This window comes from Rugosibacter aromaticivorans, assembly GCF_000934545.1.
GTDB lineage: Bacteria > Pseudomonadota > Gammaproteobacteria > Burkholderiales > Rhodocyclaceae > Rugosibacter > Rugosibacter aromaticivorans.
In genome coordinates, this window is sequence record NZ_CP010554.1 from 2,008,932 (window position 1) to 2,032,759 (window position 23,828).

The following is a 23,828-nucleotide window of genomic DNA, read 5'->3' on the forward strand; positions in this document are numbered from 1 at the left end:
ACATCAAGCTCCCAGGCGATGGATCAGACGGGCAAGATCAAGATAGAGGGGAACGCCCACCAGGACGTTGAACGGAAAGGTGACTCCGAGGGATGCGGCAAGGGACAGCGTGGGATTGGCCTCCGGCACGGCCAGGCGCATGGCAGCGGGCACGGCGATGTAAGAAGCGCTGGCCGCCAGGGTGGCGAACAGCGCCGTGCCGCCTACCGACAGACCCAGCAACCAGCCTACCCATCCGCCCACCAGCGCCGACAACAGCGGCATGACAATGCCGAACACCACCAGAAAAGCACCGTGCCGACGCAGGCTGGCCATCTGGCTGGCCGCGATGAGGCCCATTTCCAGCAGGAACAGCGCCAGGAATCCCTTGAACAGATCGAAGAACAACCCGCCGAGTGGACGCATGCCCTCCGGCCCTGCCGCCCAGCCGATAAGCAACCCGCCCCCCATCAGAACCACGCCCTTGCCCAGGAACACTTCATGCCCGAGCCGCTTCCAGTCCGTCTGCCGCCCCATGCCACGCGCCAGCAGAATACCCACCATAATGGCGGGCATTTCCAGCAGTACCACGAACACGGGTATGTGCGCCTCGTAGACAACGCCTTGTGAGGCGAGGAAGGCCACAGCCACGGCGAAGGTGCCTACGCTTACCGAGCCGTAATGAGCCGCGATGGAAGCCGCATCCGGCCGTGCCAGACGCCAGCGCAGCACCGGATAAGCCGCCAGCGGCAACACAATGCCCATGAGTAATACAGCACCCAGCTGTGGCAGGAGCTCCACCGGAGATTGCCGGGCGAGTTCCACCCCACCCTTGAGGCCGATGGCGAGCAGCAGCACCATGCTCAGAAATTCGTAGATAGCACCTGGCAGGCGCAGATCGGCGCGCGCCAGTCCGGCGGCAAGGCCCAGAAGGAAAAACAGAACGACAGGATCAAGTGCTGGCATGATTCAAGATTCCATAGTGTCGAAGCTTGCCCGCGTGCCGGTGCAAGCATTCATCTGCGTATTCGATCATATTCCCGCTGAACCGAACCTGCGTCCACCAGCGGCAGTCATTAACTATGCGCATAGAAAGGTTTTTCTCAATCATCGCCAATGCCAATGGCTGCACGAGCCGCCATTGCCGCCTCGTGCACGGCTGCCGGATTGTCCCCGATCACGGTGAAATGCCCCATCTTGCGCCCCCGCCGAGGGCAATTTTTGCCATAGAGGTGCAGCTTGAGGCCGGGCACCGACAGTAGCGTGAGCCAATCCGGCTCCCGGATGTTGTGATCCCCGCCGGGAGTCCAGAGGTCGCCCAGGAGATTGACCATCACGGCAGCAGAATGATTTCTGGCATCGCCCAAAGGCAGGCCGCACAGCGCCCGCACCTGTTGCTCGAACTGGTTCGTGACACAGGCATCCAGCGTGTAGTGGCCGGAATTGTGCGGCCGGGGTGCGATTTCATTCACATAGAGCTGCCCCTGGACGACGAAGAACTCGACGCTCAAGATACCGATGTAAGCCATCCTGGCCGAGATGTTGCAAGCCAGTTGTTCAGCGTTGCTCAGAAGGCCACCGGAAACCCGGGCTGGTGCGATGGAAATGTCCAGGATACCGTGCTGGTGGCTGTTTTCACTGGCAGGGAAGCACTGGGTCTTGCCCGACTCGTCCCGCGCCAGCACCACCGAGACTTCACCATCGAGCGCCATTTTCCGTTCGAGAACGCAGGCCTCGCCCTTGAATTGGCGCCAGGCTATCAGCGCCTCGTCCCGATCCCGAACACTGGCCTGACCCTTGCCATCGTAGCCGAAGCGCGCCAGCTTGAGAATGCCGGGGAAGAGATCGACGTGTGCGTTCCCGACATCATCCTCGCTGCGGATATCGGCATAAGGCGCATGAGGCAGACCATGCCGCTTGAGAAAGTCCTTCTCCGCGCTGCGGTTCTGGCAGACCGCTACCGCCTCAGCGCCGGGTCGAACCGGAACAAACCGGGCAAGATAAGTCAGCGCGGCAGACGGCACGCTCTCGAATTCCGTGGTGACCGCTGCGCAACTTCGCGCCATGTGATCCAGGGCATGCTGATCATCGTAAGCCGCAGCGAGATGCTCGTCGGCGATCCGTCCAGCCGGACTGTGGCGATCGGGATCCAGAACCATGACGCGGTAACCCAGTTCCCGTGCGGCCATGATGAAGTAGCGGCCCAACTGGCCACCGCCCAGCAGGCCTAGGGTAGCGGGTGGCAGGATCATGCGCGCCCCGGCAACTGCATGGCCAGCACCTTGTCGGCCTGGCGGCGGCGGAAATTATCCAGCTTGTCGGCCAGTTCGCGGCCAAAGTCACCTTCACCCGTGGCCAGCAGCGCAACGGCGAACAGGGCTGCGTTGGCCGCACCGGCTTCGCCGATGGCAAACGTAGCCACCGGCACCCCCTTGGGCATCTGCACGATGGAAAGCAGGGAATCCAGGCCTTGCAAATGCTTGGAGGGTACGGGCACGCCCAGCACAGGCACGGAAGTCTTGGCCGCCAGCATGCCCGGCAAGTGGGCTGCACCACCGGCACCGGCGATGACGGCGACAAGACCCCGCTTGCGCGCCGTCGAGGCATAGTCGAACAACAGATCGGGCGTGCGATGCGCCGAAACGACGCGCGCCTCGAAAGGGACACCGAATTCTTCCAGCGCGTCCGCGGCAGCCTGCATCACCGGCCAGTCCGAATCCGAACCCATGACGATGCCAACCACAGGATTTTTTTCACTCGTTTTACTCATATTTTCTCCGTCTTGAGTTCGTCAGCTTGCACAACGCTTTCTTCAGTGTTTTCATCCATTCGTCTATCGGGCGCGAATTCCCGCTGCCGCGCCAAGCAGCGCAGCAAGGCACGTCCAGCGCGCTCGGCCGCACGGTCAATGGCCACGTAAAGATCGACCTCGGTATCCTCGATCACCACTTCCGGCAGCCCCTTCAGACGCACCTCAAGGTGGCAGCGCTTATCCTTGCCGCCACGCGGGCCGTTAATGTCGGAAAGACGCACGATCACCCGCCCTATATGGCCGTCACCACAATTCAGGCTATAAGCCAATCGTTTCCTCGCGTAATCGCGCAAACCATCGGTCAGATCGAAACCCCGGCACTGGATATCCATCTGCATGACTGTCTCCACATGAAAAGTATTGGAATTCAACAGCGCCATGATAACCATCCTGTTCCATCAAGAAAATTCGTTTATTATTTGCGAATCGTTCGTTATTTACGAAGTATCGGATCATCATGTTCAACTATCGGCAATTGCATTACTTCTATTCTGTGGCCAAGGCTGGCGGCATGGTGCGCGGCGCCGAACAACTGCACCTCACGCCGCAGACCCTCTCCGGGCAAATCGCTCAATTGGAAGAAAAACTGGGGGTGGCACTGTTTCGGCGCACCGGGCGGCGGCTGGAGCTGACCGAAGCCGGGCGTCTTGCCCTGTCTTATGCCGACGAAATATTTCAGGTCGGCAACGAGCTCGAGGAAACGTTGCGCAATCGCCACGGGGAGCGTCCATTCCTGTTCCGGGTGGGCATCGCCGATGTGGTGCCCAAATCCATCGCCTACCGGCTGCTGGCACCAGCTCTGGGACTGCCCGAACCGGTGCGCATGGTGTGCCGGGAGGACAAGTTCGAGCGGCTGCTGGCTGAACTCGCCATTCACCGGCTAGACATGGTGCTGGCCGACCGGCCCTTGTCGCCTGGCATGGACGTAAAAGGCTACAGCCACCTGCTGGGTGAATGCGGACTGACATTTTTCGCTGCGCCCGGCCTTGCCACAAAGCTCGAAGGCGGATTCCCGCACCTGCTCGACAGTGCACCGCTGTTGATCCCCGGTGAGGACAGCGCGATACGCGCCCCGCTGCTGCGCTGGTTGCGCGGCCAGAACATCCACCCGCGGCTGGTTGGCGAGTTCGACGATGGCGCGCTGATGAAGTCCTTTGGCCAGGCTGGTGCGGGCGTATTTCCCGCACCGACGGCCATCGCCGCCGAGGTGGCGGCACAATACGGCGTAGTATCGGTTGGCCGCACCGAGGCCATCAACGAGCGTTTTTTTCTTATCACGGTGGAACGCAAACTCAGCCACCCAGCGGCGCTGGCGGTTAGCGAAGCGGCTCACCAAGGACTGTTCCCCACCAGGGAAACGCTGCACAAGCAACCGTAAAGCACAGCGCCACCAGTGAATCGAGACAAAATCGTGACCTGAAAGGAACGCTCATCCTGGTGTCCATTGCGGCAGATACCACCCATCACCCGGAAAGAGCCCATACCGGAAATTCATGCGGTTAGCAACATCCTTGACTGAGTGTACTATAATGCCCTCGTAGGCAATGCCGGTTGGCCTGCAATCCGGCATTCCGCCGCACAGCATTTTCCAGTATTTCGCTGCCTGAACCGGTTCCCCCTCAAAAGGGCAGGCCGATTCAGGAGCTTCATTGAACGAAAACACTTCCCCCCTTGGCTTGGGTTCCCCAGCCGTATCCTCTTTAGACATCGTCGCCACGTCAGCCGCCGTCCGAGAATTGGACTTGCTTCGCGGTGTATCACCAGCGCCGACCTTTGACGGGCTCGGCCTGTTGCCGGAACTGTTGCGTGCCGTCAAGGATGCAGGCTACACAACCCCCACGCCGATTCAGACGCAAGCCATCCCGATTATTCTGGCCGGGCACGATGTCATGGGCGGCGCACAAACCGGCACCGGCAAGACCGCAGGCTTCACCCTGCCCCTGCTGCAACGCCTGGCACCGTATGCCACCTCGTCGCCATCTCCCGCCCGCCACCCGGTGCGTGCGCTGATCCTCGCGCCAACGCGCGAGTTGGCCATGCAAGTGCATGAAAGCGTCGTCACCTACAGCAAGCACTTGCCGCTGCGCTCGGTCTGCATCTATGGCGGTGTGGATATCAAACCGCAAATTGCCCAGCTGCGCGAAGGCCGCGAAATTGTTGTTGCCACACCGGGTCGGCTGCTCGATCACGTACAGCAAAAAAGTGTGAGTTTTAACTCTGTTGAAGTGCTGGTGCTGGACGAAGCCGACCGCATGCTGGATATGGGCTTCATGCCCGACATCAAGCGCATACTGGCCATGCTGCCCACGGCGCGCCAAAGCCTGTTGTTCTCCGCCACTTTTTCTGGCGAAATCAAAAAGCTGGCGGACACCATGTTGAAGTCGCCACAGCTCATTGAAGTCGCGCGCCGCAATGCCGTCAGCGAAACAGTTACCCATCGCGTCTATGCCGTCGCCAGTGACTTGAAGCGCCATCTCTTGGTCAAGCTGCTCACCCATGAAGACATGCGCCAAGTGCTGGTGTTTGTCGGCACCAAGTTCGGCGCCAGCCGGCTGGCCGTCCATCTGGCCCGGCAAGGCATAGCAGCAGATGCCATTCACGGCGACAAAAGCCAGGCGCAACGCACTGAAGCCCTGGAAAATTTCAAGTCCGGAAAAATTCGCGTGCTAGTCGCCACCGATGTCGCCGCACGCGGACTGGACATTGACGACTTGCCGCATGTCATCAATTACGAACTGCCGCATACAGCAGAAGATTATGTCCACCGCATCGGCCGCACCGGTCGCGCTGGCAAACAAGGCATGGCCATTTCGTTGTTCGCCCCGGAAGAAACCCCTCGCCTGCACGATATCGAAAAACTGATCAACCGGACCATAGAACGGACAGACAGCAGCGGCTTGACGCAAGACGCCAGCGCGCCCGAAGCTTCCCCGCGGGGTGACAATCCTCGTCATAGCATGCGCACAGAGAACCCACGCACTGAGCGCACACCGCGCCATGAGCGGCCTGAGCGGCCCAAAGAACGTCTGGAAAAACCGCGCGACCATCGCCCGCCGTCCTCCCCCTCATCCATGCACTCGGCCATCCCATCGGTCAGCACACAGACAAAGCGCTTACCGAAACTCGATTTCGACCCCACCAAACCTTACGAAAATAAAGTAAATGCCACGGCAGGAACATCAGCAACGGCAAAACCTTCCATCACCTGCCAAAAACGCACAGTGGCGGCTCTGCTAGGTGGCTTGAGCAAGAAATAATCAAATGCAAGTTTCGCTGATGAAATAAAAAATCCCGCGCTGCAAAACAGCGCGGGATTTTTTTATGGGTATCCGGAAGCCGGAAATCTTGATATCCAGTGTCCACCTGGCACCGATGAGTCTACCCGTGAGACTTGGAATCACAGTAATAGGGTCCGGTCGCATCATCGATCATCCGCGCATTCATCGCACGTCTATCCACCGCCATGCTCTGCGCTTGTTTGGGACGATAACCGCGCCCGCACAGTTGCGTGCCAGCTCCCACTGATGGTCGATTTTCGTTCCAGCACGCTGGCTATTTCGCTTTGCGTGTGTCCTGCCTTCTTCAAGGCATAAATCTGATATCGTTCTTCTTGGGTGATGTGTGTGTAGTTCATTTTTGCAATTTCGACTGGCTGATCAAAAAGGCATGGATGCTACCGCATCCCGCCCTCCTGACCCGCGTTACTCAAAATTGCACTTCATTCCTGAATTCGCCCTCTTTGGAGTAGCAGAGAAATGCATTTCGATAAAAATCCGGCCTTCTTGCGTATTCCGGGCATGCTTCCACAACTGGCGGCGATGCTTTCGGCGGTTATAGGACTGGCTGGCTTTGCAGGCTGGATGCTCGACATTCCCCTATTGAAAAGCTTACTGCCGGGTGCGGTCGAGATGAAAGTCAACACGGCCGTGGGTCTTGTTCTGGCCGCCGGTGGCTTATTCATCCTCGGTGGTCGACCGTCGCGGTCACAACAGCGTTTGGCGCAAACCTTAGGATTGGCAGTCTTGGCGCTTGGTCTCGCCACCCTCAGCCAATACCTGTTCGGATGGCAATTAGGCATCGACGAATTGCTGTTCCGCGACACGACTGACGCATACAACGCGATCCGCGGCCGCATGTCGCCGTACAGCGCCGTTGCCTTCGCCTTTATCGGACTGGCGCTAGCCGCCTTGCCACGGCGCTCCCTGCACCTACTGGTACGGCTGGCGTCAATAATAGTCATAGCCATTGGCGCAATTTCGTTCCTGGGATATCTGTGGAATGCCAGCGAACTGGTTACCGACCGCTGGCTGCCACCCGTGGCCGCGAATACTGCTTTCGTCTTTATCCTCCTCGGGGTTGGCCTATTCCGCTCAAGTTGGGAATCCAAACAACAGCGAACAATCTGGACTTCGGTCGAGTTTAAGGTTCTTGCCGGTTTCATCAGTACTTTTGTGCTGCTGATATTGATGGGAGGCTACACCTACAAGGCTGGTGTCGCCTATGCTGAGTCTGCACAGTGGGTTAACCACACGCAGCAGGTGCGTGCCAGATTGAGCCACCTCTATGGTTCGATATCCAATGCTGAATCAGCGCAACGCAATTACCTGCTAACTGACAAAGAAGTATACAAAGATGAATACCGGCGCTTTGTCACAGAGATAAACATTGACAAGAATAATCTGGCTTGGCTCGTCGTCGATAACCCGGTGCAAACGAAAAATCTCGCAGAATTGAAACTGCTTCTTGAGCAACGAATAACCACGCTCTCAAAGCATATCCCCATTTTCGAACACCAAGGCCTTGCTGCAGCCAGGGCTGCAATCTTTCGTGATGGTGAAATGCAAACCATGCAGGCCATACGCAGCCTGACCGACCGCATGGACAGCACAGAAGCGGCACTCTTGTCTACCCGAGAGGCCGCACTCGAGCGCGACAATGAATTTTTATTTGTCGCGCTGCTCGCTACGCTCATGGTCATAGCGGTTATCCTCGTTACCTTGTTTTTGGCAATCCGGCGGGAAATCATTGCGCGTTCACAGACGGAGGACCAATTACGCGCCAGCGAGGAAAACCTTTCCGTCACGCTCAACTCCATCGGCGATGCGGTGTTGGTCACCGATGCCGCAGGCCGCGTGACGAGCCTGAACCCGGTTGCCGAGCAACTCACCGGCTGGACGCGCGAAGAATCAGCTGGTCGGCCGGTAGCTGATATCTTTCACATCATCAATCTTAAAACACGCCAGCCTGCGCCCATCCCGGTAGCAGCAGTTTTAGCACAAGGCGTCATTTACGGACTGGCCAATGACACTGTGCTGATTGCACGCGATGGTAACGAGTATTCCATCGCCGATAGTTGCGCGCCGATTCGCAACCGCGATGGCGACATCATCGGGGCAGTACTGGTATTCCGCGATGTAACCAGGGAATACGCAGTGCAAACAGCGCTGCGCGACAGCGCCACGCGTATCCAGACGATACTCAAAACCGTGGCGGAAGGCATCATCACCATCAACGAGTATGGCATCATCGAGACGATCAACCCGGCCGGCGAGCGTTTGTTTGGCTATGCCGCCGCCGAGGTTGCCGGACAAAACGTCAGCATGCTGATGCCCGAACCGCACCGTAGCTGGCACGATGGCTACCTCGAGCGTTACTGTGCCACCGGTGAGGCGCACATCATCGACGCCAGGCGGGAAGTCGAAGGGCGGCGCAAGGATGGCAGCACTTTCCCGATGTATCTGGTAATCAGCGAGATGACGCTGAATGGTCAGCGCTATTTCACCGGCCTCGTGCAAGACATCACCGAGCGCAAACAGGCCGAACGGGGTCTTATCGCCGCCAAGGAAGAGGCGGAACTGGCCAACCGTGCCAAGGATTCTTTTCTTGCCACCATGAGCCATGAAATCCGCACCCCGCTCTCCGGTATGCTGGGCATGCTGGAGGTGCTTTCCCTGACATCGCTTGATCGCGAGCAGGAAGAGACATTGCAGGCAGCACGGGATTCCAGCAGGAGCCTGTTGCGCATCCTCAACGACGTTCTTGATTGGGCAAAGATCGAGGAAGGCAAGATGCAACTGATGCCGCAAGCAACCTCGATCCGGCAGTTACTGCAAGAGGTCATCAATACCTATTCACGTATAGCCAGCGCTAAAAGCCTGGTGTTACGGCAGTACGCCGATGCGCGTCTTGGCCCGGCGTACATCGTCGATCCGTTGCGCCTTTCACAAGTGCTGAACAACTTCGTCAGCAATGCGATCAAGTTCACTCCACGTGGAGAGATCGAGCTTCGCGCCGAACTTATCGACCAACTCGATGACGGCGAGCGGATACGCTTCTCTGTCAAAGATACAGGCATCGGCATAGCCAAGGATGTCCAGCAGCACTTGTTTCAACGCTATCGGCAGGAAAGTGCCGACACCGCCCGCATGTATGGCGGCACTGGACTGGGGCTGGCAATCTGCCGGCGCCTGGCGGAATTGATGGATGGACAGATCGAACTGGCAAGCGAGCCGGGACAGGGCTCCACCTTCAGCATTACGTTCACCCTGCCAGTTTCGGGCATACCGGTAGAGACAACGCAAGTTCAAAATTTCGAGGTTGAGCAAAGATCGGTTAAACCGCTGTTTGAAGGCGGCGAGGATGCACCGCTCGTGCTGGCGGTGGACGACCATCCGACCAACCGCGATCTGCTGGCGCGTCAGATCAGGCTGCTTGGTCTGCATGCCGAAACTGCGGGGAATGGTCAAATGGCGCTGTCCATGTGGCAAGAGGGGCGCTTTGCGCTGGTTATCACCGACTGCCACATGCCGGAGATGGATGGTTATGCGCTCTCGCGGGCAATACGCACAATCGAAACCGAAGGGCAGCTTTCTCACACCCCGATTCTCGCCTGGACGGCCAATGCGCTCGCTGGGGAAGCGGAGCATTGCCAAGCCGCCGGCATGGATGAGTTGTTGATCAAGCCAGTCAATATGGCGCAACTGCGGAAGGCGCTGGCAAAATGGCTCTCTATCTCAGAAACAAGCAATAGGCCTTCTCCACATGATGCGGAGAAGGGGCGGATTGCAGCCCCCATTGATTATGCCGAGCTGAAGAAAATTGTGCCGGACAGTGCCACTCAGATTCAAGTGCTGCGCGATTTTCAGTCGCATTTTCGCGCTGACCACGCCAAGCTGCTCGAGAGGCTGGAACAAGATAACCAAGCCGATGTGGAGCGTATGGCTCACCGCATGAAAGGCTCCAGCCGGATGGTGGGAGCTAAGGGTTTGGCGAATGTTTGTGCCATCATCGAACAGGCTGCAAGGAACGGGGATATGGCCGGGGCAAGAGCGGCAAGAACAGCATTGGACGAAGCGATCAGACACTTTGAAACATATCTCATTGAAACGGGAAAGCCTGATGAGAAACTCGCTGGACTAACTATTTTGGTTGTGGAAGACGATGACTTCCAGCGCCGGATAGTCGTGAACATGTTGCGCTCGCTGGGTGAAACATCGATAGGCGATGCGAGCAATGGCCAGCAGGCGCTCAGGATGATTCGGGAGAAGAGCGGGCAGCCGATGGACATCGCGATCTGCGACCTGGATATGCCGGAAATGGATGGCCTGGAGTTCCTGCGGCATCTGGGCCAAGAACACCACGATGTTGCCATTATCCTGATCAGTGCACTGGGTAGTAAATTGCTTGCTTCAGCGGGGAAAATAGCCAGGATGTATGGCATTAGATTACTTGGCTTGATTGAAAAACCCCTGCTGCAGGAACAACTCAAGGATCTGCTTGCAAAATACGAGCATGTGGAAAACAAGTGGCCGCAAGCCAATGTCATGGCGAAATTCACGCTTGAGGAGATATTGCAAGGAATCCGTGCAGAACAGTTTGAGCCGTTCTTCCAACCGAAGGTGGATTTTAAAACAGGCCGGTTAGTAGGGGCTGAAACCCTGGCGCGCTGGATTCATCCGGAGCAGGGTGTAATCCTCCCCTATGCCTTTATCCCGTTGCTTGAGCAGAACAGGAAGATTGACGACATCACTTTTCTGATGCTCAAAAAATCTGCGGCAGCGTGTCGTGCGTTACAGGATAAAGGTTATCCATATACCGTCTCGGTCAATCTTTCGCTGGTCTCGTTAGACGATACCGCGCTAGCAGACAAGATTACCCAAGTAGTGCAGGATGCCGGGCTTGACCCGCACCATCTCATTCTGGAAATCACGGAAACAGCGGCCATGACCGATGTCGCACCCGCATTGGAAAATCTGGCACGTTTGTGCATGAAAGGGTTCACGTTATCCATCGATGACTATGGGACTGGTTATTCCAGCATGCAGCAGCTCACACGCATCGCCTTCGGCGAACTGAAAATAGACCAGTCTTTTGGGGGTCGTCTCAGAAAACGGAAAATAAAGCACGTTAAGCCGGTGGCAGCGGTCGCAACGGCCTGAACTTACCCGCACCAACCTTGGCGCTGCTGCGCCAGAGGTAATCGCCGGTCAGGTTGATGTGCTCCCACCCCAGCGGCGACAGGTACTGCAACAGCGCGTCATCGACTGTCTGGCTGTGGCTACGCAAAGCACTGGTGGCGCGCTCCAGATAGATCGTGTTCCACAACACGATGGCCGCTGTTACTAGGTTGAGGCCGCTAGCACGGTAGCGTTGCTGCTCGAAGCTGCGGTCACGGATTTCACCCAATCGGTAGAAGAACACAGCTCTGGCCAGCGCGTTGCGCGCCTCGCCCTTATTCAGCCCGGCATTAACGCGCCGGCGCAGCTCCACGCTTTGCAGCCAATCCAGAATAAACAGCGTGCGCTCGATACGCCCCAGCTCGCGCAACGCCACGGCCAAGCCGTTCTGGCGCGGGTAGCTGCCGAGCTTGCGCAGCATCAGCGAGGCCGTCACCGTTCCCTGCTTGATCGAAGTGGCCAGCCGTAGGATTTCATCCCAATGAGCGCGAATAGCCTTGATGTTCAGCCTGTCGCTGCTAATCATCGGCTTGAGCGCATCATAGGCGGCATCGCCCTTGGGGATGAACAGCTTGGTATCGCCCAAGTCACGGATACGCGGTGCAAACCGGAATCCCAGCAAGTGCATCAGGCCGAAGACATGATCGGTAAAGCCTGCCGTGTCTGTGTAGTGCTCCTCGATGCGCAAGTCCGACTCGTGGTACAGCAGGCCATCGAGCACATAGGTGGAATCGCGCACGCCGACGTTGACCACCTTGGCGCTGAAAGGTGCGTACTGGTCGGAGATATGGGTGTAGAAAGTCCGTCCTGGGCTGCTTCCATATTTCGGGTTGATGTGCCCCGTGCTCTCGGCCTTGCTGCCGGTTCTGAAGTTCTGTCCGTCCGACGATGACGTGGTGCCATCACCCCAGTTCGCGGCGAAGGGTTGCCGGAACTGCGCATTGACCAGCTCGGCCAGGGCCGTTGAGTACGTTTCATCCCGGATGTGCCACGCTTGCAGCCACGACAGCTTCGCGTAGGTCGTGCCAGGGCAGGACTCGGCCATCTTGGTGAGCCCAAGATTGATGCCATCGGCCAGGATCGTCGTCAGCAGCAACGTCTTTTCCTTGGCGGTGTCACCGGTTTTCAGATGTGTGAAGTGCCGGGTGAAACCCGTCCACTCATCAACTTCCATCAAGAGTTCGGTGATCTTGACGTGCGGCAGCAGCATCGCCGACTGGTCGATCAGGGCTTGCGCGGTCTCCGGCACCGCCGCATCCAGCGGCGTGATCTTCAGGCCGGACTCGGTAATGATGGCATCCGGCAGATCATTGGCCGCCGCCATGCGGTTAACGGTGGCGAGCTGCTGTTCCAGCAATGCCAGCCGGTCGTGCAAATACTGATCGCAATCAGTGGCCACGGCAAGCGGCAATGCGCTGGCCAGCTTCAAGGAGGTAAATTTCTCGACCGGCACCAGGTACTCGTCGAAGTCCTTGAACTGACGTGATCCCTGCACCCAGACATCACCCGAGCGCAGCGCGTTCTTCAGCTCCGACAGCGCGCACAGCTCGTAGTAGCGCCGGTCAATGCCTTCGTCCGTGAGCACCAGTTTGGTCCATCGTGGCTTGATGAATGCGGTCGGCGCGTTGGCGGGCACCTTGCGGGCGTTGTCGGTGTTCATGTCGCGCAGCACCTCGATGGCATCGAGCACGCCCTTGGCGGCTGGAGCCGCCCGTAGCTTGAGTACATCCAGGAACTGCGGCGCGTACCGGCGCAACGTGGCATAGCTTTCACCGATGCGATGCAGAAAGTCGAAGCCCTCCGGTTGTGCGAGCTTTTGCGCCTCCGTGACGCTGGCGGCAAAGGTGTCCCACGGCATAACGGCCTCGATGGCGACGAACGGATCGCTACCGCTCTGTTTGGCTTCCAGCAAGGCTTGGCCGATTCGGCCATACATCCGCACCTTGTCATTGATCGCCTTACCGGAAGCCTGAAACTGCTGCTGATGTTTGTTCTTGGCCGCATTGAATAGCTTGCCGATGATGCGGTCGTGCAGGTCAATGATTTCGTCGGTGACGGTGGCCATGCCTTCAATGGCCAGCGCTACCAGAGTGGCATAGCGTCGTTGCACCTCGAATTTGGCCAAGTCGGCGGGTGTCATCTGTCCACCCTCACGGGCGATTTTGAGCAGACGGTTCTGGTGAACTTGACGCTCGATGCCTGCGGGCAAGTCAAGCGACTGCCAAGCTTTGAGGCGCTCGATGTGTTCGAGCATGTGCCGAGAATTCGGCTTGACGGGCGACTGGCGCAGCCATGCCAGCCACGTCACTTTGCTGCCGTCCTTGCGCTTGAGAAGTTCGTCCAGTCGCTGACGGTGGGGCTGCAACAAAGAATCGGCCAGCGCCGCGTAAATACGCCGGTTGGCACGGGTGATGGCCTCGGCGCTTGCGCGCTCGATGGCATTCATGGCGGGCAGGATGATGCTCTGCCGCCGCAGGTTTTCGACAAGGGTGCTGGCCAGCACAATGCCTTTGTCGGTCTGCAAAGCCAGCTCGGTCAATGTATGCACGGCTTGCCGATAGTGGCTCATGGTGAACGGCTTGAACCCAAATGCCGCTTGCAGCTCGACCAGGTGCTCGCGCCGTGTCTGCTCACGCTGGCCGTACTCATCCCAACTTTCCACCGGCACCTTGAGCTGTGCCGCCACCATGCGCAGCAAGGGCGCAAACGGCGACTCATCGACACCCAGGATGACGCCAGGGAATCGCAGGTAGCAAAGCTGGATGGCAAAGCCCAGCCGGTTCGCTGCCCCGCGACGCTGGCGAATAACCGACAGATCGGTTTCGTTGAACGTGTACTGCCGGATCAATTCGTCTTTGGCATCTGGCAGTGCCAGCAGGCTTTCTCGCTCGGTGGCGGACAGGATTGAGCGGCGCGGCATGGTCAGTCTTCCCGCAGGTACTGGTACAAGGTTTCGCGGCTGATGCCGAAGTCACGGGCCACCAAGGTTTTTTGATCCCCTGCCGCGACTCGCCGTTTTAACTCGGCAATTTGTTCGCTGTTCAACGATTTCTTCCGCCCCCGGTAGGCCCCGCGCTGCTTAGCAAGCACGATTCCTTCGCGCTGACGTTCGCGGATCAGGGCGCGCTCGAATTCAGCAAAGGCCCCCATGACCGACAGCATCAGATTGGCCATCGGCGAGTCCTCACCGGTGAACGTCAACCCTTCTTTGACAAACTCCATGCGCACGCCCCGTTGCGTCAGCCCTTGAACGATGCGGCGCAGGTCATCAAGGTTGCGTGCCAGCCTGTCCATGCTGTGCACCACCACGGTGTCGCCCTCGCGGACGAAGGCCAGCAGCCTTTCAAGTTCGGGGCGCTTGGTGTCCTTGCCAGAAGCCTTGTCGGTGAACACCCGCGCCACCTGAACACCCTCCAATTGCCGTTCCGGGTTCTGGTCGAAACTGCTGACGCGGACATAGCCGATGCGTTGACCTTGCAAAATGCCTCCAAAGGTAAAAGTGTCAGGATGAAATCTATTACCTTTAGCGAAATGTGTCAATAAACATAAATTAAGACTCTATCCTGACGAAATTTACACACGGCATCTGACATCAGGTTAGGGTATAGCTCAAGCAGACACATGCCTTGAGTCAACCTTGAGGCGACACTATCTGGCGTTTCGAACGCAAATTGAAAGCGAAGGCGACTAGCGCCGTGAACAGTACGGCGAGTTGAGCCAAGAGTGTTTGCCACGATGGATGAATGCCCAGCAGGTCGATGCGAGGAATTGCGATTGGACTAGTGTGCAGCAATCCGGCTTCTTGAAGCCCCGCGATGCCCTTTCCTGCTAAGACCACGGCAAGTACGGCCACCAGTAGCGAGCTGGCAGCGAAAAACTGACCAATCGGCAGACGCGCACTGGTACGCAGCAGTATGATCGCAAGTAAGGCCAACAGTACAATGCCGGTGCCCAAGCCTGCCAGTAAGGGCCAGCCATTCCCCTCTGTCCAGAGCGCGGCAAAGAACAGCACTGTCTCGAATACCTCGCGATATACGGCGACGAAGGCCAACGAAAACAGGAACCATGCCGTGCGCTTATTGAGTGCAGAGGACAACTTTTCCTTGAGGTAGACCTGCCAGCGACCGGCAACGCTCTTCTGGTGCATCCACATGCCGACGCCGAGCAGTACCACGGCGGCAAAGAGTGACGAAAAGCCCTCAGTTAGCTCCCGGCTTGCCCCGCTGACGCCGACCAAGTAGGTCGCTACTGCCCATGTTATCCCGCCAGCCGCCAGCGCGACAATCCAACCAGCATGGACGTATACCACCACGTCCTGCCGTTCGGCCTTCTTGAGAAATGCCAGCATGGCCACCACCACCAGCAGGGCTTCCAAGCCCTCACGCAGCAGGATGGTTAACGCACCGACGTAGGCCGCCACGGCATCGTCTTCGGAGGGGGCAAGCACTTTGTCCGCTTCATCCAGCAGTCCCTGCAAACGTTGCTGGGCCGTCTGAACGTCAGTGGGTGCGCCTTTAGCAACCAAGGCGCGATAAGACACCATCGCGGCTTCGATCTTCTCGAACAGCGGCCGATTGCGGGTGGCCAGCGCGGGTTCGACTGGCTCGAAGCCATCGAGATAAGCAGACAAGGCCAGCTTGGTCGCGCCTGCGCGGTCGCCAGCCAGCAATGCCGTCACACTCTCGCTGAGTTTGGCCTTGGCAATCGCGGTGCCCTTCGGGCTGTTGACGTTCAGCGCGTTCGGGTTGGCGCGTAAATAGGCGGTCAGGGCTTTGGCGGATGGCACATCCAGCTTGTCCGCCAAGACATGCTCGGAGGTTTGCGTCAGCGCATCCAGACTGGCGACCGTCTGGCGAACTTGCGCATTGGCTTGCCAGAGCTTGGCCCCTTCGTCCTTGTCGCTTTGCGCATAGGGCAGTGTGCCGACAAAGAACGCCAGTGCCCAACGATCTTCATCCGACAACGCGCCAAAGCCCTGCATGGCGGTGCCTTGGACACCGTTGCTGATAATCTGGTGCAGCGCGAACAAGCTGCGCTCACGCGCCCGCGTGTGATCGGCCAGCGCGGTCGGCTTGGGGTTCAGGGATGCCGCCAGAGGGCCGTCACCGCGCCCTTGCTGACCGTGACAGGCCGCACATTGCGCCTGAAACAACTGTCCTCCCTTCGCCAAGACCGGCATGGCAGTCGGCGCGACTGGAAACGGATACGTCTTTTGCACCGCACTGGACAGCGCATGCGCCAGCTTCGCCACGCTGACCGGATCGGCCTTAGCAGCTACCGCAGCACGCAACGCGGACGCTTGTTGCAACAGGATGCCTTTATCGGTCTGGTCAGGCAGTTCTCCCAGTTGACGCTCGGCTGTAGCGGCAAATTCCTGCATTTCAGCGTACTCCGACGCTTTCAGCACGGCACCGTTGGCGACCGCGCCGCCGTAATCGACGGCGACGTAGTCCAGAAGTTGCCAAATCTGTTTGGCTTTGAGTTCGGTGGTGTCGGCTGCGTAGTTTGGCCCGCCAATCAACGCACAAGTCGCCAACAGCAAAGTCATCAGCCAGCGATAGGTTGCTCGGCAAGTCATGGAAATTCTCGGATTATATCATTGTGAATGATTATAATTCTCATTTACTCCGGTGTCCAGTGCCTTGCCTTGGGTCAACATCTGCATGATGAGCAAAGCAGCGCCCGATGTGATCGCCACATCAGCGAGGTTGAAGGCGGGCCAGTGCACAAGCTGCCAATGGAAGTCGAGGAAATCGACAACCGATCCACGCAGCACACGATCCACGACATTGCCGATCGCACCACCAAGGATCAGGCTGTAGCCCACCGCTTCGAGGCGTGGCCGCTGCTGGCACAGCATGCGACCCAGCCAAGCAGAAACGACCAGACCCAGCGCCATGAAAAAGTAACGTTGCCAGCCGCCAGCGTTCGCCAGAAAGCTGAATGCCGCGCCGGGATTCAGGACATGGACGAGGTTGAAGAAGAGCGTGACTTCGACCTGTTCACCGTAGGCAAACGTGCGGGTGATGGCGAACTTTGCGAGCTGATCGGTCATGACAGCACTGGCGGCCACTGCGAACCAGACCCAAGTCGATGTGCGGCGAGCCGATTGCCACACAGGGGCGGCCAGCGGCATCAGCCACCCGGCGAGCGCCGTGCAACTCAATCCAAGTACCCACCCCGCCAGCACATCGGCAGGGAAGTGCATTCCGGCTGCGATGCGTGACCAACCGACCAATGCGGCGTACAACACCAAGCCGATGCGGCCACGACGGCCTATCAAAGGCCAGAGCGCTCCGACCACCAGCGCCGCATAGGTGGCATGCCCGCTGGGCAGGCTGTAGTGTCGTTCGATGCCCCCGATAACGCGCACCATGTCGCCAAAAACGGCAGGCGGGCGTGGAAAGTCGATCCATAGCTTCAAGATGGTGGCGACGAGAAATGCCAACGCAAAGGCCACGCTAAAGACTCTGAGTCTGTACCTGATGGCATCGGCCCGCGTTGGGTCAGGTGCCGACTTTGACCATCCCCACATCGCCAAGAGCATCAGTGGCGCAGTCCAGTAGTTGCCTATCACAAGGTTGAAGAACGATGCCAGCGGTTCCAGCGCTGCAGGTGTGCTCATGTTGATGGCTTGGAACAACGCGATGTTCAGACCACCCCAGTCGTAAAGAAAGAATTTCCAGCTCATTTGCGCAACAGCCTCAAGCCATTGCCAACGACGAGCAAGCTGGCCCCCATATCAGCAAACACCGCCATCCACATGGTCGCTTGACCCGTGAAGGTCAGCACCAGAAATACTGCCTTGATGCCAAGGGCCAGCACAATGTTTTGCATCAGCACCTGCGCCGTCGCACGCGACAGGCGCACGAAGGTCGGAATCTTGCCCAGGTTGTCGTCCATCAGGGCCACGTCAGCGGTCTCGATGGCGGTATCTGTGCCAGCCGCTCCCATGGCAAAGCCGATGTCCGCACGCGCCAAGGCCGGGGCATCGTTGATGCCATCACCGACCATGCCGACCTTGCCCTTTATGGCCAGTAGCTCAACTTCGCGCAGTTTGTCGTCTGGGAGCAGATTGCCTTGCGCACGGTCGATCCCGGCTTGTGCGGCAATGGCCTGTGCCGTGTGGGGGTTGTCGCCGGTCAGCATCATGGTGTTGATGCCCAGTGCATGAAGCTCGGCAATGGCGCTCCTGCTGCTTTCCTTGATGGTGTCCGCTACGGCAAATAAGGCATGAACCCCTTTTGCGCTGACCAACATCACGACAGTTTTACCCATGGTTTCCAGCGCCGCGATGCGCTGTTCCAGCTCGGGAGTACGCTGCCCCAGCTCTTCGAGCATCCGCTGGTTGCCAAGATGGTAGGTTTCACCGTTGATTTGGCCCTGCACACCCCGACCGGGCAGCGCGTTGAATTCGGCCACGTCGAGCAAGGCAACCCCATCCGTCTGCGCGGCTTGTGCCACCGCTTTGGATACAGGATGGTCGGAGCGGTCTGCCAGACTGGCCGCGATGCTGCGGCTGTCCGAGGCGAGTGCATTGCCCCAGGTGACAAAATCGGTCTGTGCGGGCTTGCCGTGCGTGATCGTGCCGGTCTTGTCCAGAGCCAGCCAACGCAGCTTGCGGCCTTCTTCCAGATAGACGCCGCCCTTGATGAGGATGCCGTGGCGGGCGGCGGCGGCCAAGCCGCTGACGATGCTGACCGGCGTAGAGATCACCAGCGCGCAGGGACAGGCGACCACCAGCAGAACCAATGCACGGTAGATCCAGTCGAGCCATGCCGCACCCATGAACAGCGGCGGCAACAACGCGACGGCGATGGCAACGCCGAACACAATGGGCGTGTACCAGCGGGCGAACTGATCGACAAAACGTTGAGTCGGCGCACGGCTCCCCTGAGCAGCCTCTACGGCGTGAATGATGCGGGCCAGTGTGGAGTTGCTGGCCACGGCGGTGACGCGATACTCGAATGACCCGGATTCGTTGATGGTGCCTGCGAACACCGGGTCACCGGGGGATTTTTCGACCGGGAGGCTTTCGCCCGTGATCGGGGCTTGGTTGACTGTAGAACGGCCTTCAAGCACCTCACCATCAAGGGCGATGCGCTCACCCGGTTTGACCCGGACGCGGCTGCCAATGGCGATTTGCTTTGCGCTCACCTCGCGCCATGTGCCGTCAGCCTGTTGCACTGTGGCCTGTTCCGGGGTCATGTCGAGCAGGCCACGGATTGCGTTGCGAGCGCGATCCAGCGACTTGGCTTCGATCACTTCGGCCAGCGCGAAGAGCACCATCACCATCGCCGCTTCGGGCCAGTGACCGATCAACATGGCACCCGTGACGGCGATCGACATCAGGGCGTTCATGTTGAGATTAAGGTTCTTGAGCGCGATCCAACCCTTTTTGTAGGTGGAGAGGCCACCTGTGAAGACCGAAACGAGCGCCAGAACGACAACCGACCAATGATTGCCGTTGTGGAGCCAGTAGACCGCCTCGGCTGCCAATGCAGTGAGCAAGGAGATGCCTAGCGGCCACCAGTTAGTCGGCGTGGTCACAGGGGACGCGGACGGCGATGCGGCCTCTGCGGTGTCCATTACCTGCGCCTCGAATCCAAGTGTTTGCAGTGCCACGAGCACGTCTGGCAGAACATGGTCCGCATGGCGTACCGACAGCGTGCGCTGCATCAGGTTGAAATCGAGATCAGCAACCCCGGCCATTGTGCCGAGCTTCTTGCGGATCAACGCCTCTTCGGTCGGGCAATCCATCTTGGCAATGGACAGCTTGGTTGTTTTTTCGGTCGATGCCTGATCCATGCGCACGGCTTGCATGCCGATGGCGGCTAGCGCCTGCTCAACGGGTGACAGCGAAGGCAGTTCGTGCCGAACGGCCAAAGTACGCTGCATCAGGTTGAATTCAAGACCTGCCACACCCGCCAGCCCGGCCAGCTTGCTTCGGATCAGCGCCTCTTCCGTGGGGCAATCCATGTTCTCGATGCGGTACACCGCTTGAGCCGATTCGGTTGTCTGCGGGGCTTGTGCCGGGGGTTGGGTGATCGGCCCAGCCGAGCAGCCACACCCTTTTGAAGCGCATTCGCTCATGGATAACTCCTTTAAATCGTCTGTACAGCCCCCATTAAAATCTCTATAGTCGCTATAGAGTCAAGCGATAAATGGAGATTGAGGCATGGAAATCAGAATTGGCGACCTCGCCAAGCGCTCTGGATGCGAGGTCGTGACCATCCGCTACTACGAGAAGGAAGGGCTACTGCCGAAGCCAGCGCGAAGCGGTGGCAACTTCCGCCTGTACGGTGAGGCGCACATTGAGCGCTTGCAATTCATCCGTCATTGCCGTTCGCTCGACATGACGTTGCGCGAGATTCGGGCATTGCTGGGTCTGCGAGACAACCCGATGCAGGACTGTGGGGAGGTCAACACGCTGCTGGAGGCCCATATTCAACAGGTGGAAATGCGTGTGTCCGCGCTGTTGCAGTTAAAGCGGCACTTGGTTGATTTGCGCGAGAAGTGTTCTGGCTCTCGATCTGTAGAGGCGTGCGGCATTTTGCAAGGGTTGGGCAATTGCAATTGCCATGGTGAAAGTGCCACGAACAGTCAAACATCTGGGTAAGTAAGGGCTTAGCGTGCTTTATTTTCCGTTTTCTGAGGCGACCCCTTTTGTGAAGGACTTTGCTGACAATGAGGCGTTGCGCATCGTGGTCGAATCGAGCATCGACATGGCGCACAAGCTGCTCATCAAAAGCGTAGCCGAGGGGGTGGAAACCCAACAGGACTGGGATATGCTTAAAAGCATGGGATGTGACACAGCACAGGGTTACTTCATCGCCAAACCCATGAATCTGGTCTCGTTTATTGAATTTTGTGCGGAATATAAGCCTGCCGATACATCCGGCTTGAAAATCCAGTCTTAAGGGTTGTTATGGATCGCGTCTTTCGGGATGATCCAGTCACGTCGACAACAGGACTGGAGAAATTCTGAACAAGATGGAAATATAAAAAACCGTGCTGCAAAACAGCGCGGGCTTTTTAAATGCCAAGAACTGACTCAGGCAGCGGCTTGCGTCGGAATTTTCTTGCCATGATGTGTGATGCGGTTTTTTGCATCCACGTACACCAGGCCCGGCTCAAAATTCACCAGTTCGATTTCGTTCATCATTGCATAGCTGGCAATGATTAACAGATCGCCCGGTGCTGCCTTGCGCGCGGCGGCACCATTTACCGAGATGGTGCCAGTGCCGCGTTCTGCACGAATGGCATAGGTAGTGAAACGTTCGCCATTATTCACGTTGTAAATGTCGATCTGCTGGTATTCCTCAATGTCCGCTGCGTCAAGCAGATCTTCATCAATCGCACAGGAGCCCTCGTAGTGCAACTCGGCTTGTGTCACCGTAACACGGTGAAGTTTTGATTTCAGCATCATGCGCTGCATTGTCGTTCCTTTCTCATGCAAAGGGGAGGCAATTACCATTGAGATACATCACATCGCCACATATCACATCGCCACATCCACAGCTGGCGCATTCATTTTCGCTACTGGCACACCACCGGCATGAGCGCATCGCAGTGACCTAAACTTCCAGATTGTCGATGAGGCGCGTGCCACCTAACCGCGCCGCTGCCAACACCACCAGTCCGGATTCGTGAGCGGACGCGAATTGTAAATCAAGTTTTTTACGCAATGCAACATATTCCGGTAACCAGCCATGGGCCCGCAATTCAGCCATTGCCTCCTGCTCAAGCTGCCTGGAATCAAGATTTCCTGCACGCACGGCAGCCGCTACCTTGGTCAGCACCTGAAACAAGCGCGGCGCTTCGGCGCGCTCGGCCGCTGAGAGATAGCCGTTGCGCGACGACAGCGCCAAGCCATCGTCCGCCCGCACAGTCTCACCACCAATCACCTGTACGGGCAGATTGAAGTCAGCCACCATATTGCGGATCACCATTAATTGCTGGTAGTCCTTCTTGCCGAATAGCGCCACATCGGGCTGTGTGATTTGCAACAGCTTTAACACAACCGTCGCCATGCCGCGAAAATGCCCAGGGCGAAACTCACCATCCAGAATGTTTACCTGTTCCGGCGGCGGCTCCACGTAATACGTCTGCGGCTGCGGATACATCTCGGCCTCATTGGGCGCAAACAGATGATCAACGCCTGCGGCTTCCAGTTGCGCGCAATCGGCGGCGAAGGTACGCGGGTATTTTTCGAAATCCTCACCCGGCCGGAATTGCAGACGATTGACAAAGATGGTCGCGATGACGCAATCGGCATGTTCGCGCGCCTGGTGCATCAGCGCAATATGCCCCGCATGCAGATTGCCCATGGTCGGCACCACCGCGACGGGTTGTCCACGACTCACCGCAGCACGTGCCGCGCGCAGGCCGGCAATGGTTGCGTGTACCTGCATTAGTAACAATGCTCCGGCGCGGGGAAACTGCCGTCTTTGACTGCCTTGACATACGCAGTGACCGCGCCGTCGATACTTTTCGCTTCGGCCATGAAATTCTTGACGAAGCGGCCTTTCTTGCCAGGATACACGCCGAGCATGTCATGCAGCACCAGCACCTGGCCATCGCAATCCTTGCCTGCGCCAATGCCAATCGTCGGGCAAGCGTGCAGCATGCGGGTTATTTCAGCCGCCAGATCTGCGGGCACCATTTCCATCACCATCAAGCTCGCGCCCGCTTGCTCGAGTAAAAGCGCATCGGCCTTCATGCGCGCGGCAGCCGCATCACCCCGGCCCTGCACACGGTAACCGCCGAGCGCATGCACCGATTGCGGCGTGAGACCAATGTGCGCGCACACCGGCACGCCGCGTTCGACCAGAAAATGCACCGTCTCAGCCATGGCTTCGCCACCTTCCAGCTTGACCATTTCCGCACCCGCCGCCATCAGCCGCACGGCATTGCGCATAGCCTGCTCTTTCGATTCGTGATAACTGCCAAAAGGCATATCCGTGACACACATCGCGCGCTGCGCCATATGGCCAACGCATTCGGTGTGATACACCATGTGATCCATGGTTACAGGTAAAGTCGATGTTTTACCTTGCAATACATTGCCGAGCGAATCGCCGACAAGAATCACATCTACCCCGCAACGGTCTTCCAGTGCGGCGAAGCTGGCGTCATAGCCGGTGAGCATGGCGATTTTTTCGCTCTCCTTCTTCATGCGCAACAGCTCAGGCAGGGTGATCGGTTTATTTGCAGCGAGATAAGTCATGGCGATCTGAAAATAAAATAAACAGCGCCTAGGATACACAAAGCAGCCCAAAAATAATCCAGCTTGAGCGGCTGGCGCATGTAGAAAACCGCAAAGGGAATAAATACCATCAGCGTGATGACTTCCTGCAAAATCTTCAATTGCCCCAGAGACAATTCCTGATAGCCAATGCGATTAGCCGGCACTTGCAGTAGATATTCGAAGAGCGCAATACCCCACGAGACCAACGCAGCAATCCACCAAGGCTTATCGTCTAGATTTCTGAGATGCGCATACCAGGCAAAAGTCATGAAGACATTCGATGCGGAAAGCAGCAAGGCAGTTTGCCAGATGACCGGAATATGCGGCATGG

The 23,828-nt window shown here is 58.0% G+C and carries 19 protein-coding genes; 5 read left to right on the forward strand and 14 right to left on the reverse strand.

Annotated elements, in window-relative coordinates; genetic code table 11:
• Positions 1-3: 3 nt before the first annotated feature.
• The 4 genes from PG1C_RS10060 to PG1C_RS10075 form a co-directional block, all read right to left on the reverse strand.
• Positions 4-945, reverse strand: a complete 942-nt coding sequence (locus PG1C_RS10060) for a sodium-dependent bicarbonate transport family permease (protein WP_202634657.1) — start codon at positions 943-945, stop codon at positions 4-6.
• A gap of 137 nt (positions 946-1,082) precedes the next feature.
• Positions 1,083-2,231, reverse strand: a complete 1,149-nt coding sequence (locus PG1C_RS10065; RefSeq protein WP_202634658.1) for a 5-(carboxyamino)imidazole ribonucleotide synthase — start codon at positions 2,229-2,231, stop codon at positions 1,083-1,085.
• Positions 2,228-2,749: a 5-(carboxyamino)imidazole ribonucleotide mutase gene (purE, locus tag PG1C_RS10070; RefSeq protein ID WP_202634659.1), complete on the reverse strand. Its 522-nt coding sequence runs from the start codon at positions 2,747-2,749 to the stop codon at positions 2,228-2,230. Before purE ends, PG1C_RS10065 begins: the two co-directional genes overlap by 4 nt.
• Entirely contained in the window at positions 2,746-3,171 is a 426-nt protein-coding gene (locus PG1C_RS10075; RefSeq protein WP_237218147.1) for an HPF/RaiA family ribosome-associated protein, read from the reverse strand. The genes purE and PG1C_RS10075 overlap by 4 nt, the downstream gene beginning before the upstream one ends.
• Before the next feature lie 77 nt (positions 3,172-3,248).
• On the opposite strand from PG1C_RS10075, the gene nhaR reads away from it, so the two are divergent.
• A complete protein-coding gene (gene nhaR, locus PG1C_RS10080; protein WP_202634660.1) occupies positions 3,249-4,169 on the forward strand; it encodes a transcriptional activator NhaR in 921 nt (306 codons plus the stop codon).
• A gap of 364 nt (positions 4,170-4,533) precedes the next feature.
• Positions 4,534-6,048 carry a DEAD/DEAH box helicase gene (locus PG1C_RS10085; RefSeq protein ID WP_202637020.1) on the forward strand — a complete coding sequence of 505 codons (1,515 nt, stop codon included), beginning with the start codon at positions 4,534-4,536 and terminating at the stop codon, positions 6,046-6,048.
• A 194-nt stretch (positions 6,049-6,242) separates the two neighbouring features.
• Here the strand turns inward: PG1C_RS10085 and PG1C_RS15040 are convergent, their stop codons facing one another.
• Positions 6,243-6,425, reverse strand: a complete 183-nt coding sequence (locus PG1C_RS15040) for a helix-turn-helix domain-containing protein (protein ID WP_202634661.1) — start codon at positions 6,423-6,425, stop codon at positions 6,243-6,245.
• Positions 6,426-6,546: 121 nt separating this feature from the next.
• Between PG1C_RS15040 and PG1C_RS10095 the strand changes: the two genes are divergently transcribed.
• On the forward strand, positions 6,547-11,229 hold the full coding sequence (locus PG1C_RS10095) for a PAS domain S-box protein (RefSeq protein ID WP_202634662.1): 4,683 nt from the start codon (positions 6,547-6,549) through the stop codon (positions 11,227-11,229).
• Here the strand turns inward: PG1C_RS10095 and PG1C_RS10100 are convergent.
• The 5 genes from PG1C_RS10100 to PG1C_RS10120 all read right to left on the reverse strand — a co-directional run bounded on the left by PG1C_RS10100 (position 11,198) and on the right by PG1C_RS10120 (position 20,340).
• Positions 11,198-14,167 (reverse strand): Tn3 family transposase, encoded by a 2,970-nt coding sequence (locus tag PG1C_RS10100; RefSeq protein ID WP_202634663.1) that lies wholly within the window; start codon positions 14,165-14,167, stop codon positions 11,198-11,200. The two genes, PG1C_RS10095 and PG1C_RS10100, sit on opposite strands and share 32 nt — an antisense overlap.
• Positions 14,168-14,169: 2 nt before the next feature.
• Positions 14,170-14,727, reverse strand: a complete 558-nt coding sequence (locus PG1C_RS10105; protein WP_202634664.1) for a recombinase family protein — start codon at positions 14,725-14,727, stop codon at positions 14,170-14,172.
• Positions 14,728-14,878: 151 nt separating this feature from the next.
• Positions 14,879-16,825, reverse strand: a complete 1,947-nt coding sequence (locus PG1C_RS10110; protein WP_237218148.1) for a cytochrome c/FTR1 family iron permease — start codon at positions 16,823-16,825, stop codon at positions 14,879-14,881.
• A gap of 18 nt (positions 16,826-16,843) precedes the next feature.
• Entirely contained in the window at positions 16,844-17,938 is a 1,095-nt protein-coding gene (lspA, locus tag PG1C_RS10115; RefSeq protein ID WP_105934542.1) for a signal peptidase II, read from the reverse strand.
• Positions 17,935-20,340, reverse strand: coding sequence for a heavy metal translocating P-type ATPase (locus tag PG1C_RS10120; protein WP_202634665.1), 2,406 nt, complete (start codon positions 20,338-20,340; stop codon positions 17,935-17,937). The genes lspA and PG1C_RS10120 overlap by 4 nt, the downstream gene beginning before the upstream one ends.
• 85 nt (positions 20,341-20,425) lie before the next feature.
• On the opposite strand from PG1C_RS10120, the gene cadR reads away from it, so the two are divergent.
• The gene (gene cadR / locus PG1C_RS10125; protein WP_176805111.1) at positions 20,426-20,866 is read left to right on the forward strand and encodes a Cd(II)/Pb(II)-responsive transcriptional regulator; all 441 of its coding nucleotides are present in this window, start codon (positions 20,426-20,428) and stop codon (positions 20,864-20,866) included.
• A gap of 49 nt (positions 20,867-20,915) precedes the next feature.
• A complete protein-coding gene (locus tag PG1C_RS10130) occupies positions 20,916-21,167 on the forward strand; it encodes an EAL domain-containing protein (protein WP_202634666.1) in 252 nt (83 codons plus the stop codon).
• A 134-nt stretch (positions 21,168-21,301) separates the two neighbouring features.
• Here the strand turns inward: PG1C_RS10130 and panD are convergent, their stop codons facing one another.
• The 4 genes from panD to PG1C_RS10150 form a co-directional block, all read right to left on the reverse strand.
• Positions 21,302-21,685 (reverse strand): aspartate 1-decarboxylase, encoded by a 384-nt coding sequence (gene panD, locus PG1C_RS10135; protein WP_202634667.1) that lies wholly within the window; start codon positions 21,683-21,685, stop codon positions 21,302-21,304.
• Between the two features lie 139 nt (positions 21,686-21,824).
• A complete protein-coding gene (gene panC / locus PG1C_RS10140; RefSeq protein ID WP_202634668.1) occupies positions 21,825-22,661 on the reverse strand; it encodes a pantoate--beta-alanine ligase in 837 nt (278 codons plus the stop codon).
• The gene (panB, locus tag PG1C_RS10145; RefSeq protein WP_202634669.1) at positions 22,661-23,476 is read right to left on the reverse strand and encodes a 3-methyl-2-oxobutanoate hydroxymethyltransferase; all 816 of its coding nucleotides are present in this window, start codon (positions 23,474-23,476) and stop codon (positions 22,661-22,663) included. The genes panC and panB overlap by 1 nt, the downstream gene beginning before the upstream one ends.
• Positions 23,473-23,826: a DMT family protein gene (locus PG1C_RS10150; protein WP_202634670.1), complete on the reverse strand. Its 354-nt coding sequence runs from the start codon at positions 23,824-23,826 to the stop codon at positions 23,473-23,475. The genes panB and PG1C_RS10150 overlap by 4 nt, the downstream gene beginning before the upstream one ends.
• Between the last annotated feature and the right edge of the window lie 2 nt (positions 23,827-23,828).

What these genes read in the sequence shown, in the direction of transcription:
- PG1C_RS10060 (WP_202634657.1), bottom strand. Translation starts at nt 945, where the DNA reads ATGCCAGCACTTGATCCTGTCGTTCTGTTTTTCCTTCTGGGCCTTGCC.
- PG1C_RS10065 (WP_202634658.1), bottom strand. Translation starts at nt 2,231, where the DNA reads ATGATCCTGCCACCCGCTACCCTAGGCCTGCTGGGCGGTGGCCAGTTG.
- purE (WP_202634659.1), bottom strand. Translation starts at nt 2,749, where the DNA reads ATGAGTAAAACGAGTGAAAAAAATCCTGTGGTTGGCATCGTCATGGGT.
- PG1C_RS10075 (WP_237218147.1), bottom strand. Translation starts at nt 3,171, where the DNA reads ATGGCGCTGTTGAATTCCAATACTTTTCATGTGGAGACAGTCATGCAG.
- nhaR (WP_202634660.1), top strand. Translation starts at nt 3,249, where the DNA reads ATGTTCAACTATCGGCAATTGCATTACTTCTATTCTGTGGCCAAGGCT.
- PG1C_RS15040 (WP_202634661.1), bottom strand. Translation starts at nt 6,425, where the DNA reads ATGAACTACACACACATCACCCAAGAAGAACGATATCAGATTTATGCC.
- PG1C_RS10095 (WP_202634662.1), top strand. Translation starts at nt 6,547, where the DNA reads ATGCATTTCGATAAAAATCCGGCCTTCTTGCGTATTCCGGGCATGCTT.
- PG1C_RS10100 (WP_202634663.1), bottom strand. Translation starts at nt 14,167, where the DNA reads ATGCCGCGCCGCTCAATCCTGTCCGCCACCGAGCGAGAAAGCCTGCTG.
- PG1C_RS10110 (WP_237218148.1), bottom strand. Translation starts at nt 16,825, where the DNA reads ATGACTTGCCGAGCAACCTATCGCTGGCTGATGACTTTGCTGTTGGCG.
- lspA (WP_105934542.1), bottom strand. Translation starts at nt 17,938, where the DNA reads ATGAGCTGGAAATTCTTTCTTTACGACTGGGGTGGTCTGAACATCGCG.
- PG1C_RS10120 (WP_202634665.1), bottom strand. Translation starts at nt 20,340, where the DNA reads ATGAGCGAATGCGCTTCAAAAGGGTGTGGCTGCTCGGCTGGGCCGATC.
- cadR (WP_176805111.1), top strand. Translation starts at nt 20,426, where the DNA reads ATGGAAATCAGAATTGGCGACCTCGCCAAGCGCTCTGGATGCGAGGTC.
- panD (WP_202634667.1), bottom strand. Translation starts at nt 21,685, where the DNA reads ATGCAGCGCATGATGCTGAAATCAAAACTTCACCGTGTTACGGTGACA.
- panC (WP_202634668.1), bottom strand. Translation starts at nt 22,661, where the DNA reads ATGCAGGTACACGCAACCATTGCCGGCCTGCGCGCGGCACGTGCTGCG.
- panB (WP_202634669.1), bottom strand. Translation starts at nt 23,476, where the DNA reads ATGACTTATCTCGCTGCAAATAAACCGATCACCCTGCCTGAGCTGTTG.
- PG1C_RS10150 (WP_202634670.1), bottom strand. Translation starts at nt 23,826, where the DNA reads ATGCCGCATATTCCGGTCATCTGGCAAACTGCCTTGCTGCTTTCCGCA.